This window comes from Pseudomonas syringae, from assembly GCF_002157375.1.
In the GTDB taxonomy this organism is placed as follows: Bacteria; Pseudomonadota; Gammaproteobacteria; order Pseudomonadales; family Pseudomonadaceae; genus Aquipseudomonas; species Aquipseudomonas syringae_T.
In genome coordinates this window covers 187,745-200,072 of the sequence record NZ_MTSA01000009.1, presented here as the reverse complement: position 1 = coordinate 200,072, position 12,328 = coordinate 187,745, and the positions used below count along the sequence as shown (strand labels likewise).

General features: G+C 58.0%; 12 protein-coding genes. 7 read left to right on the top strand and 5 right to left on the bottom strand.

From position 1 onward, the window contains the following. The first annotated feature begins 25 nt into the window (after positions 1 to 25). Together BW686_RS13745 and BW686_RS13740 are read left to right on the top strand one after the other, a co-directional pair. Complete coding sequence (locus BW686_RS13745) at positions 26 to 658, top strand: CatB-related O-acetyltransferase (protein ID WP_084917591.1); 633 nt, start codon at positions 26 to 28, stop codon at positions 656 to 658. A 160-nt stretch (positions 659 to 818) separates the two neighbouring features. Further along, on the top strand, positions 819 to 1,838 hold the full coding sequence (locus BW686_RS13740) for a branched-chain amino acid aminotransferase (RefSeq protein ID WP_084917589.1): 1,020 nt from the start codon (positions 819 to 821) through the stop codon (positions 1,836 to 1,838). Positions 1,839 to 1,972: 134 nt separating this feature from the next. On the opposite strand, the gene BW686_RS13735 is transcribed toward BW686_RS13740, so the two are convergent. Next, on the bottom strand, positions 1,973 to 2,968 hold the full coding sequence (locus BW686_RS13735) for an ATPase (protein ID WP_084917587.1): 996 nt from the start codon (positions 2,966 to 2,968) through the stop codon (positions 1,973 to 1,975). Between the two features lie 106 nt (positions 2,969 to 3,074). Then, the gene (locus BW686_RS13730) at positions 3,075 to 3,863 is read right to left on the bottom strand and encodes a transporter substrate-binding domain-containing protein (RefSeq protein WP_084917585.1); all 789 of its coding nucleotides are present in this window, start codon (positions 3,861 to 3,863) and stop codon (positions 3,075 to 3,077) included. Between the two features lie 144 nt (positions 3,864 to 4,007). Between BW686_RS13730 and BW686_RS13725 the strand changes: the two genes are divergently transcribed. The 3 genes from BW686_RS13725 to sodC all read left to right on the top strand — a co-directional run bounded on the left by BW686_RS13725 (position 4,008) and on the right by sodC (position 6,155). Beyond that, the gene (locus BW686_RS13725; RefSeq protein WP_084917583.1) at positions 4,008 to 4,316 is read left to right on the top strand and encodes an ArsR/SmtB family transcription factor; all 309 of its coding nucleotides are present in this window, start codon (positions 4,008 to 4,010) and stop codon (positions 4,314 to 4,316) included. Positions 4,317 to 4,372: 56 nt separating this feature from the next. Then, the gene (locus BW686_RS13720; protein ID WP_084917581.1) at positions 4,373 to 5,383 is read left to right on the top strand and encodes a zinc-dependent alcohol dehydrogenase family protein; all 1,011 of its coding nucleotides are present in this window, start codon (positions 4,373 to 4,375) and stop codon (positions 5,381 to 5,383) included. Positions 5,384 to 5,636: 253 nt separating this feature from the next. After that, positions 5,637 to 6,155 carry a superoxide dismutase family protein gene (gene sodC, locus BW686_RS13715; RefSeq protein ID WP_084917673.1) on the top strand — a complete coding sequence of 173 codons (519 nt, stop codon included), beginning with the start codon at positions 5,637 to 5,639 and terminating at the stop codon, positions 6,153 to 6,155. 120 nt (positions 6,156 to 6,275) lie between these two features. Here the strand turns inward: sodC and BW686_RS13710 are convergent, their stop codons facing one another. Together BW686_RS13710 and BW686_RS13705 are read right to left on the bottom strand one after the other, a co-directional pair. Next, on the bottom strand, positions 6,276 to 7,511 hold the full coding sequence (locus BW686_RS13710; RefSeq protein ID WP_084917579.1) for a DUF1835 domain-containing protein: 1,236 nt from the start codon (positions 7,509 to 7,511) through the stop codon (positions 6,276 to 6,278). 182 nt (positions 7,512 to 7,693) lie between these two features. Next, positions 7,694 to 7,903, bottom strand: a complete 210-nt coding sequence (locus BW686_RS13705; protein ID WP_084917577.1) for a DUF2945 domain-containing protein — start codon at positions 7,901 to 7,903, stop codon at positions 7,694 to 7,696. A 359-nt stretch (positions 7,904 to 8,262) separates the two neighbouring features. Between BW686_RS13705 and BW686_RS13695 the strand changes: the two genes are divergently transcribed. Next, positions 8,263 to 9,279 carry an SMP-30/gluconolactonase/LRE family protein gene (locus tag BW686_RS13695; protein ID WP_084917572.1) on the top strand — a complete coding sequence of 339 codons (1,017 nt, stop codon included), beginning with the start codon at positions 8,263 to 8,265 and terminating at the stop codon, positions 9,277 to 9,279. Between the two features lie 32 nt (positions 9,280 to 9,311). On the opposite strand, the gene BW686_RS13690 is transcribed toward BW686_RS13695, so the two are convergent. Then, positions 9,312 to 10,589 carry a sensor domain-containing diguanylate cyclase gene (locus BW686_RS13690; RefSeq protein WP_084917570.1) on the bottom strand — a complete coding sequence of 426 codons (1,278 nt, stop codon included), beginning with the start codon at positions 10,587 to 10,589 and terminating at the stop codon, positions 9,312 to 9,314. 362 nt (positions 10,590 to 10,951) lie between these two features. Between BW686_RS13690 and BW686_RS13685 the strand changes: the two genes are divergently transcribed. Further along, on the top strand, positions 10,952 to 12,322 hold the full coding sequence (locus BW686_RS13685) for a GntT/GntP/DsdX family permease (RefSeq protein ID WP_084917671.1): 1,371 nt from the start codon (positions 10,952 to 10,954) through the stop codon (positions 12,320 to 12,322). Positions 12,323 to 12,328: the final 6 nt, after the last annotated feature.

Below are 12,328 nucleotides of genomic sequence, written 5' to 3'. Positions count from 1 at the left end.
AACATCGATCTGATTCAAGGTAATCATGAAATTCATCGAGCTTCTGAAAACAAGGAAAGTGCGCAGGCAGCTGCGCAACATGGACAAGCTGGAGAGGCATGCCGAAAAGATCAGGTTGAAGTATCCACGAGCGGTAGTGGGGATAGGGACTTATGGCATCCCGGACATTGTCGACTTTGGTGACGACTCGATATTGAGGGTCGGGTCTTACACCTCGATTGCTGAAGGCGTGAAGATTCTACTGGGCGGCGAACACCGCACAGACTGGATCACGACCTATCCCTTTCCGGCGATGGTCAAGCAGGTGGCGGATATTCAGGATTACGCGCCCAGCAAGGGCGATGTGGTCATTGGCAGCGACTGCTGGATCTGCGCCAACGCCGTCATTGTGTCGGGTGTCACCATCGGTCACGGCGCCATTGTGGGTGCAGGTGCAATGGTTGTAAGGGATGTGGCGCCTTATTCAGTTGTAGGCGGCAACCCTTGCAAGTTCATCCGGTGGCGTTTTGAAGAAGACGTTCGCGAACTGTTGTTGCAGGCCGCCTGGTGGGACTGGCCGATGGAAGAGGTCAAATCCGTGGCGCGAACATTGTGCAGCCCGGACATAGATACGTTTATTGACTACATTCGCCAGCGTCAGGCATCTCGGCTTCCGTGAGTTGAATGACCGTTGGGCACCGAGGGCGCCGGCCTTTGGCTGCGCCTCATAAATGCCATGTCAGTTTGCATTTATTTCAAGCCTCAGACGCTGACTGATCTGGCAGAATAAGGCATTGGCCTGACTCGTCCAGGCAGTCGCTAAAATGATAGAGGGCGTTATGAGTCAAGAAAGCATCAACTGGGACACGCTGGGTTTCGATTACATCAAGACTGACAAACGCTATCTTTCTCATTGGAAAGACGGTGCCTGGCAAAAGGGAACGCTGACCGAAGATAATGTGCTGCACATCAGTGAGGGCTCGACTGCGCTGCACTATGGCCAGCAATGCTTCGAAGGGCTCAAGGCCTATCGTTGCAAAGACGGTTCGATCAACCTGTTTCGTCCTGACCAGAATGCACAGCGCATGCAGCGCAGCTGCTCTCGTCTGCTGATGCCCCATGTTCCGACCGATGTTTTCATTGAGGCCTGCAAGCAGGTCGTCAAAGCCAACGAACGTTTCATTCCACCTTACGGTTCCGGCGGCGCGCTTTACCTGCGCCCGTTTGTGATTGGTGTGGGTGACAACATCGGCGTGCGCACCGCGCCTGAGTTTATTTTTTCGATTTTCTGCATTCCGGTTGGCGCCTATTTCAAGGGCGGCCTGAAACCGAACAACTTCGTGATCTCCGGCTACGACCGCGCCGCGCCAAACGGCACGGGTGCCGCCAAGGTCGGTGGCAACTACGCCGCCAGCCTGATGCCCGGTTCCGAAGCCAAGAAACACAGTTTCGCGGACTGCATCTACCTCGACCCACAGACCCACTCCAAGATCGAAGAAGTGGGTTCGGCCAACTTCTTCGCCATCACTCACGACGATGTGTTCCTGACGCCCAAGTCACCTTCGGTGCTGCCGGGGATCACCCGTCTGTCGTTGATCGAACTGGCAAAGTCTCGTCTGGGCCTGACCGTTGAAGAGGGCGATGTGTTCATCGATCAGCTCGACACGTTCAAAGAAGCAGGCGCCTGCGGAACGGCTGCGGTGATCACACCGATTGGCGGGATTTCCTACAACGACAACCTGCACGTGTTCTACAGCCAGACCGAAGTCGGCCCGGTGACCCAGCGCCTGTACAAGGAACTGACCGGCGTTCAATCCGGCGACATCGAGCCGCCAGAAGGCTGGATTGTGAAGGTCTGATCGGGTGGGTTGATCGTTTCTTATCTGCCAACGATGCAAACCCTGACCACTGACGCTCATGCCAATGCACTTCGTGTTGGCATGGCGTTGGTCACGTTCCGCGTTCCACTGCGACTCATCGTGTGGGGCGCGGGTTAAGTGGAAGCAGGCACGGTCTCTTCCTCGACGGGTTCTTTCGCAGGCCCCAGCACAATTGCCAGATGCCGCAGGTCATCGACTTCGACGCTGTAGCTCTTGCCTGACGGGCTTTGAGTGAGCGTTCCCAGTGCATAGACCGTGAAGAACTTTACGTTATCGGCGTGGCTCAGCAATTCGCTGATGTAGCGGCTGGAACGGTAAGCCTGCATTTGTGCGGGGGATACGTACAGCGTCACCAGCTTGCCTTCGAGGCGGTCGAAGAACTTGAATTTGAATCCCAGCCCGTAACGCTGTTCGATCAGCCCGCCCCCAAACAGGACGCGTTCGTTGTCGCCCAATTGCGCGTATTTGATGTGCCGAAAATAGGAGCGCAAGGACAGCTCGCCCTGGCCGGGAATTTTCAGTTTCAGCAGTTTGAAATCGTCCAGCGACAGCTCGGCCTTGGCCTGTCGATAACTGTCTACCAGTCGCTCCAGGTTGTTGGTGCGGGTCTCGCTGTAGCGGGGAGCCTTGGGGGTTGTGGTGTCCGTCGGCGGATTGGCCGCGGGCGGTTGAGGGGCGCGTGTGCCCGCCTTTTCTACCCCGGACTTGTCTTTGGCCGGGTCCTTGATCGTCGGGTCGAAGATATCAATGTAGTCGTCCAGCTTGCGTTTGGCCTTGCGCAGGCGCGTCTGGACGTCGGTTTCTTCGACCGGGTCTTCTTGCTTCTCGTCAGCGGCCTCGTCCACCCACTCGCAATCCGGGTGGTGATCGTAATGCGGGTTGGCGCGAAAGTGCGCGGCGACGAACGTCGGATTGTCCTGCGGCTTCACGTCATAGCGAACACCGGTTACTTTTGCACCCAGTACACGGCAGGCTTCGTTGGAGCAGAGAAACTCGAAGCGCTTGCGGGGCGGCTCCTGAGAAAAGTATTCACGCCGGGCAGCTGCAATCGACAGCTCTTGTTGCAGCTCGACGCAAAACGCGCGGGTGATGGGCTTGCTGGGCTTCATGCTCGTGGACTGCCTTCCAGTGATTGATCTGCAACAAGCTATTTCACCCGGACACGCCTTGCAACCGTTGTGCATCAGAGAAGCGGCCGCTCACTTCCCTGAAGGATTATTCGGAAGGGACGGCCAGCCACTCTCCCAGCGCTTGCTGATACTCGCCGGTGGCTTTGCTCAGATGCAGCCATTGATCCACATAGCTTTTCCAGGTCACATCGTCGCGCGGCAACAGGTACGCCTTTTCACCGTATTGCATGTACCGGGTCGGGTTGACGGCGCACAAGCCTGGCATGCGTTTCTGTTGATAAAGCGCCTCGGAGGCGTCTGTGATCATCACGTCAGCTTTCTTGTCCAGCAACGCCTGGAAGATGGTCTTGTTGTCGTGAAAAGCCAGGGAGGCCTTCGGCAGATGAGCGCGGGCGAACGCTTCGTTGGTGCCGCCCGCGGGTTCGATCAGGCGCACTGAAGGCTGGTTGATCTGTTCGACGGTCTGGTACAAAGGCTGATCTTCGCAGCGCACCAGCGGAATCTTGCCGTCGACATCCAGGGTATTGCTGAAAAAGGCTTTCTTCTGTCGCTCCAGGCTGACTGAAATGCCGCCCATGCCGATGTCGCATTTGCCGGCAACCATGTCTGGCATCAGGTTTTTCCACGTCGTGGGAACCCACTGCACCTTGACCCCCAGGCTCTTGGCCAGCGAGCGTGCCATGGTGATGTCGATGCCTTCGTATTCGCCATCCTCACGCAGCAGTGTGTACGGTTTGTAATCACCCGTGGTGCAGACCGACAACTGACCGTCCTGCAAAACCTTGTCCAGGTGAGAGTTCGTTTCCTGAGCCTGGGCCATGCCTGTCATGCCCAGAAGCAGGACGGCCAGTGCGCTGTATTTCAGATTGATCATGGGCGGGGTGCTCGCGGCAGTGCATTTGGTTTTATAAGGTCGACAGAGTGCTTCATTTGTCATATCGATGTGAAGCAGTAATCAATTTCGGTGCCACGTGATTTTCTCTTGCATGAGGGGTTGAACATTTCGTAAAAAAGCGTAATGTTGTGCCCCATGATTCTTGAGCAAATCAAAGCAGTCGGCAATGACACTCGCATGTTGATCATGGAGTGGCTGAAAGACCCGCAAGCCCATTTCCCTCCACAGGACCACGGTGATCCGGCGATAGGGGTGTGCGTGTCGCATATCCAGGCCAAAGCCAATCTGTCGGCCTCCACCGCATCCGCACACCTGGCCATTCTGCAGCGTGCCGGGCTGGTCCAGGCCACGAGGATCGGCAAGTGGACTTACTTCCGCCGTGATGAGCAGGCCATCGACCGGTTCGCCGATCGGCTCAAGAAAGAGTTATAAGTTTTAGTTATACATTTCGTCATTTTGCGTAATGTTGAATTGATAGGAGATTGACCATGAGCAATACCACCATCTACGTGCAGGCCGGCGGCGGCTACGATCAGGTCAGCGTTGGTGAAAGCGAAGTGCTGGCGCCGAAAACCGGTGAAATCACCGTGCGTCTGCATGCCAACTCACTCAATTACCATGACTTCGCCGTTGTTACCGGCATGTGGGCGCCGAGCGAAAAACGCATTCCCATGGCCGACGGTGCAGGTGTCGTGACCGCCGTAGGCGATGGCGTGAGCGAATTCAAGGTCGGGGATTCGGTGGTCAGCACGTTCTTCCCTGAATGGATCAGCGGTGAGCCGCTGGTTGAAGGCTTTGTCACAGTGCCGGGCGATGGCGTCGATGGTTATGCCCGTGAGCAAGTTACTGCCCGCGCCACCTCGTTTACCCATGCACCGTTGGGCTACAGCCATGCTGAAGCGTCCACACTGACCACTGCCGGCCTGACCGCGTGGCGTGCGCTGATGGTCGATGATGCGCTGAAAGCCGGCGACACCGTGTTGGTGCAAGGCACTGGCGGCGTGTCGATCTTTGCCTTGCAGTTCGCCAAGATGGTAGGCGCTACCGTGATCGCTACCTCTTCCAGCGACGAAAAGCTGGAGCGTCTGCAAGCGATGGGTGCCGATCACCTGATCAACTACCGCAAAGACAGCAACTGGGGCGAGACCGCTCGCAAGCTGACGGGCGGTCGGGGTGTCGACCACATCATCGACGTTGGCGGTCCATCGACGTTGCAGCATTCCATGAACGCCGCACGAGTCGCGGGCCATATCTCGGTGATCGGAATCCTGAGCGGTGTCGCCGGCCAGCTGGAATTCGTTCCTGCGCTGGTCAAACAGCTTCGTATGCAGGGTGTTCTGGTGGGCAGCCGCAGCCAGCAGCAGGACATGATTCGCGCCATCGATGCCAACGGCATGCGTCCGGTCATGGACCGTTCGTTCCCGATGACCGACATTGTCGAGGCGTTCAAGTACCAGGAAACCAACCAGCATTTCGGCAAGATCTGCCTGGATATCTGAGTACGTTTCAGCACCGGGTGCCTGACGTCGTAGCCACGTAAAGGCCTCGATCACTGACCTGCCGACAGGTGTCGGCAGGTCGGTTGTGATGTTTTGCATTACTTTCCCGAGCGGTCCTCGCTCATCTTTTTGCATCGAATGGCGCCGGCCTGTGGTCACACCCTCTGTGACCTCAAGAGCGTTGCCTGGCATGCAGATTCACCGTGCCGGCGATGCTCCATTCGATTACCTGATCAGGGACGCATTGAAACCTATGAAACCTCATCTTTGGCTAGGCCTGCTTGGCGTATTTTCCTTCGGTGTTCAGGCTGCATCGCTGGACGTTCCGATCAATCTGGTCAGCGCTGACGGCGCACCCAAACCCATCGGCAGCGTCACGGTGAGCGAAACGGAATATGGTTTGCTGTTCACCCCGAAACTGACTGATCTGCCCGCAGGCGTTCATGGTTTTCATGTGCATGAGAACGGCAGCTGCGAAGCCGGCACCAAGGATGGCGTGAAGGTTGCGGCATTGGCGGCCGGCGGCCACTTCGATCCGGCCAAGACCGGTAAGCACCTTGGCCCGTACGCTGAGGGTCACCTCGGCGACCTGCCGGCGCTATACGTTACGGCTGACGGCGCCGCGAACTACCCGGTATTGGCGCCACGCCTGAAAAAGCTGTCTGAAATCAAAGGCCATGCGCTGATGGTTCATGCCGGCGGCGATAACCACTCCGATATGCCCAAGCCATTGGGCGGTGGCGGTGATCGCGCTGCGTGCGGCGTGATCTGATGCGGGCAGTCTGCTGAACCGATGCCTGGCGCTTTGGGAGTACCCATAGCGCCAGCACGCTATCACCGGCTTCGGGCGAGCCCTCGTGAGTGTTGCGTGGGGGCGAATGAAGCGCTTCTGTCAGCCACGCCACACCGGGCGCACATTGGCGTTTATTGCCCAGTGAGGCTTGCCGGGTTGCACGCAGACACCGCCCACCCAGCGGGTGTGACCGGCATGATCGGGCCAGTACGCTTTCATTGCCAACACCGCGTGCCCGAGTGGCGTCAGGGTGAGTGAGCGACGCAGCCATTCCAGGTGGGTGTCGGATTCGTTCAGCAAGGGAGTGGGGCAATCGATCAGGGGGCGCAGGAGTGCGTGAAACATCATGTCGCCCAGAAACGGCAATGGCTCTCGCTTGCCTGTCAGCTCGGCAAAGGCTTCACCGAATGTTACCGATCCGGTTTCGGCAATGTATTGCAACGTCAGGCGTTCAGTCAGGGACAGGCCGTCATCGACGCCCGGCAATTCCTGCAACTGACGCAACAGGGCCGGGGACAGAAAGGGCAAGGCTGGCTGTGGCGTATGGGCCAGTTCGGCAAGCGCGACTGGCGAGGCGGCGCAATAGGCCTGCCATGCCTGACAGGCTGTTTGCCGCATGTCTTCCGTCACTGGCCTGCGCTGTGGCCATAACCATGCGAGTAAATCAGGCGCCAGTTGACCTATACCGATGAAACGCTCGACGCCGGGCACCCGGTTTACTTCGATAAGCTCGAGCCTGGCGGGTAACTGCTCGAGACTGGCGAGTACGCGAATCAGAAACAGCTGGTTGTACGCATCCGCCTCGCACCACAGCACGCTGTGATGAGAACCGCCCAATTGCTTGAGATTCGAGTATTCGTCGTTAAACCTGCGTGCGGCATCCGTTTTGTCCAGACCAAATGCCTGACTGATGTACTGGCTACGCATCGCCTGGTACGTATCGTCAGGCAGGTCCTGAACCGGCCCCATGCACATAGGGTCTGCCAGCATGTTGAAAGCGCCTTTGAAGCCTGCAAGTTTCAGGCTGTGCGCGATGTCATTGCCACATCGCCAATGCACGGTGCTTGTGTCGTCACTTGCCTCGAAATCCGCGTGTCGTGCCGCAAATTCGACCGCATCGACATGCGCTTTCAATTTGGGCCAACTGCTGAAACCCGACTGCCTGGCGATGAGCCATTGAGCGTCTGACAAGGTGGGGAGGGTGTTGCCGAGCAATGCGAGCTGATCAGGCGCACTGCCGTTTTTCAGGCGCAGCAGAAGCTCCTTGGCACGTTTACGCTGCTGCTCAAGGTTGATACGGCCATCATGGGACGAGGACTTGTTACGGCTGGACATACGATCTCCTTGTACACACCTTGTCCGCTTGAAGGTCGGGAGTCGTAGGGACGAAATATTGAATCAGAATCCTGGGCGCAGCCCTTTCCGCGGTAGGTGGCGTAGACAGCGCCGGGCTGGAATATAGGTAATCGAGCGGCTGATTGCAACGCGGTCAGCGCGCACGTGTGATTAGCGTCGGGTCAAACGTGTTTGAGCGCGTCTTCATGATGCATCGCTGAATGTCCGGTCTTGTCGCTCTTCACTTCGTATTGAGGGGCCTCTTTGGACGCGGGCCGGTGCTTGCCCATGAATTCAGTGTCTTTTACATGCACCTTGGTGACCTTGCCGTGTACCTCGCCCGCTTCGGAATTCCAGCGTACGGCGTCGCCAACCTTGAATGCAGTGGTCATAGAGGTTTCCTCCGGTGAGTGATCATCGATTGCTGTTCGTTACTGTTCGGAGTTGCCGCGAGCGGAAAAATTCAGTGGGGTTGAGGAGGGGTTCAGACTCATCGAACCACGCATGCCCCCCCGCGCACCCCGTCAGGCATGGTTGCCCACGGGACTTCTTTCCATCGTTGGCAAGAAATCTTATGGACTGGGCGTCATTCTCAAGTTCGGCGTGGATCGGCTCCAGTCTGTCGAGGGCTGCGAGCATGCCTGTGAGTGAGTCGCCACCCCGACATTCCGCTCATCGTGAAACTCAGGCCTGACGCTGCTGCCCAACGTATCTCTGGCCCTTGTGCCGATTGATTGACAGGACGAAGTGTATGAATCGAGTTTCACGTCATCCAGGCAAGAAAACTTCAGCGCTGTTACTGGGCGGTGCGCTTTTGACTGCCGGTGCGGTGATGGCCTCCGATGCAGCGTCGCCTCTGAAAATCGAAGCCAATAACCCCCGGTTTTCGACACTTGTTCAGCCCGATGCGCAGGCACTCGTGCTGACCGCTGAGGCAAAGTGGGCGGAAGGCCCTTTGTGCCTGCCCGACGGTGGCGTGATCTGGAGTGATGTAAAGGCAAACACCGTCATGAGCTGGAAAGAGCACGGTGGCGTCAGTACGTGGCTGGACCCTGCTCATTACCAGAACGGGCATGCTCGCGATGCCCAGGGCCGGATCATCGCCGCCTCGCACGGTGAGCGCGCGATCGTGCGTCAGGAGCTCGACGGCCAGTGGCGCACGCTGGTCGACAAGTACCAGGGTAAGCGTTTGAACAGCCCGAACGATGTGGTCGTCGATAAGCGCGGCGGTGTCTGGTTCAGTGATCCGACATTTGGGGTCCTGAACAAGGCGGAGAGTTACGGGGGCAAACCGGAGCAGGGCGGGGAGTATGTGTACCGTTACGATCCGGAGCGCGACACCGTGGTCAGGATGAACACGCCTGAACTTCACTCGCCCAATGGCCTGGCGTTTTCGCCTGATCAGCGCCTGCTGTATGTGGCCGACTCGCAATTGGCTCACGACTTCAAAAACCCGAAGCTGGCGCACAGGATCATGGTCTACGACGTGCGTGATGGCGCGCTGAGCAACGGTAAAGTGTTTGCCGACATTGCGTCCGGGATCCCGGACGGGGTCAAGGTCGACGCGCAAGGCAATGTCTGGAGCAGCAGCAAAGAAGGTGTTCAGGTGTTTTCGGCCAACGGCGACTTGCTGGGCAAGCTGCTGGTGGAGGCCAAGGACACGGGCAATCTCGCGTTTTGCTCGGCAGGCTCCCGGCACTGGGTGTACATCACTGCGGCCAATAAAGTGCTGAGAGTGCCGGTGCTGGTTGCCGGCAGCCAGCCGTGAAACCGGGCTGTTGATTGCGACGCGCGGTTGTATCAGTAAGCCGCGTTGTCAGTCCTCGCCGCCTCGACGCGGTTACGTCCGAGGCGTTTGGCTTGATAGAGCGCCTTGTCCGCTCGCTGGATAAGGCTCGCTGCAGTTTCTCCCGGGCCCAGTTCTGCGACCCCCAGAGAAAGGGTCACCGAGCCTGTTTCCGGTATTTCCAGACGCTCTATGCCTTTGCGAATGCGGTCCGCCAGTTCAACGGCCTGTTCCAGTGAACTGTCGGGCACCATGATCAGAAACTCTTCCCCACCCCATCGTGCAGCCACATCAAACGTTCGAATCTGGTGTTTGAATATGGACGCAACGCTTTTCAGTGCGGCGTCGCCCGCCGGGTGACCGTATCGGTCGTTGACCTGCTTGAAATGGTCGATATCGCAAATGATCAGGCTGAATGAGTTACCCGATATCCATGCGGTACTGATCATGCGCTCCAGAGTGTGCTCGGCCGCCCTTCGATTATCCAGCCCGGTGAGCGTGTCGCTGTGGGCGATCTCCAGTAGCTTCTGTTCACGACCCAGGCGCGTGGTCACGTCCTGACTGATGCTGACGTAATGCGTGATCGTGCCTTCTACGTTGCGCAGCGGGGAGATGCTGTGTTCGGCATAAAACAGCGAGCCGTCCTTGCGCTTGTTGATGAACGTGGTCCGAAAGGGTTCGCCGCTTGCCAGCGCTTCCTTGAACTGCCCGTAAAACACATCATCGTGTTTGCCAGAGCGCAGCATTCGAGGGTTCTGACCCATGACTTCAACTGCGCTGTACCCCGTGACCTGCTGAAAAGCCTGGTTGGCAAACACGATAAGGGAATTGCAGTCGGTGATGATGATCGGATCAAGCGCCGCATTCAGCGCCTGCGCCAGCAAGTATTGTTCGCGCTCCGCCCGGATGCGCGGGCTGATGTTTTGCTGCACCGAAACAAAGTTGCAGAGGGTGCCCGCCTCATCATGCACCGGAGAAATTTTCCATTCGACGATGTACGGACTGCCGTCGGCGCGGTAGTTGACGGTCGATCCTTCAAAAAAAAGGCTTTCGCCCAGACACTGGCGCATCCGCTCGATCACCTGAGGATCGGTGTCCGCCCCTTGCAGAATTCTCGGTGACAGGCCGATCAGTTGCTCTGCCGTATACCCCGACATCGCACAAAATGCCGGATTGACGTACACGATGAACGGGCCGCCATCGGTCAGCGTGGCGTCGGTGATCAAGACCGCATTGAAAGACTGCTCGACGACGGCTTCAAGCAAGGCAAGACGCTGGCTGGATGAGGTCATCTGATTTCCTGTCGAGTGATCCGTTAGTTGATCGTGGCTTGATCAGCTAGTGTGTGACGCAATGCCGGCTTATCGCTGATTCTGTCGGTTGGACCGCACACATTGAACGCTCGTTGCATTCGCACTATACCCACATCACTTGTGTGGTGCATCTTGCCCGAAGCGGGTGGTATTTTTGCCCGAGCCGTTTCTGCGAACGTCGGGTTTGCTGATTAGGACAGTGCTGGCTGACCGAATATTTAGCTGCGGCGCAGGCTCCTGTTCCGGTATTGTTCGGAAAATTGAAACTAATTGTTTCGGTTCTCTTTGAGGTAGCGCGCTGAAAAGCGCCTGACCGTAAAACGAACGATAGGGGGTCTGTGTTGGATTTGTCGTCTGCTGCCTGGGTGTTTCACGACACTCGCATGATTATTTTTTGCCTGATTGCCATCGCCACGATCATCGTGCTGATCAGCGCCACCCGGCTTCCTCCCTTTCTCTCGATCCTTGTGGGCACATTTATCGCTGGCATAGGGGCGGGTCTGCCTGCCGAATCGGTTGCCAAGGCATTCAGCAAAGGCGCGGGCAACATTCTCGGCGAAGCAGGGATCATCATTGCGCTGGGCGCGATGCTGGGGGCCTTGATGGCAGAGTCCGGCGCTGCCGACCGGATCGCGTCTACCTTGCTCAAGTTGGGCAAGGGCAGGGCGCTGCCCTGGGTCATGGCGCTGGTGGCAATGGTCATCGGCTTGCCGCTTTTCTTCGAAGTAGGGCTGGTCCTGATGGTGCCGATCATCTTCGTGATGGCGCGTCAGTCCGGGCAGCCGCTGCTGAAAATTGCAATTCCGGCGCTGGCCGGCATGACCACGCTGCACGCGTTGATGCCTCCACATCCAGGACCGCTGATCGCAGTCAGTGCCCTGCACGCGGACCTGGGCCTGACCATGTTGTTGGGGTTGTGCGTGGCCGTGCCTGCGGTGATTCTCGCCGGCCCGCTTTACGGCAACTGGCTGTCCAGGCGCATGCACATTGAAGAACCCGCCGAGCTGGGCGAGTTGTTCAGCGCCAAACCCGATACCCGTCGCCAGCCAGGGTTCGGTATCTCGCTGCTGATCATCCTGCTGCCGGTGATTCTCATGCTCGGCAGTACCCTGGCGAAAATCACGATGGAGCCTGAAAGCAACATCGCGCTGACCTTGAAGTTTCTCGGCGAACCGCTGGTAGCCCTGGGCATTGCGGTACTGGCGGCAACGGTTTGCCTGGGCTGGGCAAATGGATTGTCGCGTGACCATGTCGGCGGAACGCTGCGCAAAAGCCTTGCCCCCATCGCTGTTCTGCTGCTGACCATCGGTGCCGGGGGCGGCCTGAAGCAGACGTTGCTGGATGCCGGGGTCAGTCAGACCATCAGCAAGGTGGCAGAAGGCGCGCACATGCCGTACCTGCTGCTCGCCTGGCTGATCGCCGTCGCACTGCGTCAGGCCACCGGCTCAGCCACCGTGGCGACCACTACCACGGCGGGCATCCTTGCGCCCATGATGGCCGGACTTGCACCGGTCCAGGCATCGCTGATCGCGCTGGTGATCGGGGCCGGTTCGGTGTTTTTCTGCCATGTAAACGATGCCGGCTTCTGGATGGTCCGCGAATATTTCGGCCTGCAACTGAAACAGACCCTGTGGGTCTGGTCTGTGTTGCAGACGATTGTTTCGGTGGTCGGGCTTATCGGCACCTTGCTGTTGTGGCACTGGCTGGTGTGACGTGCG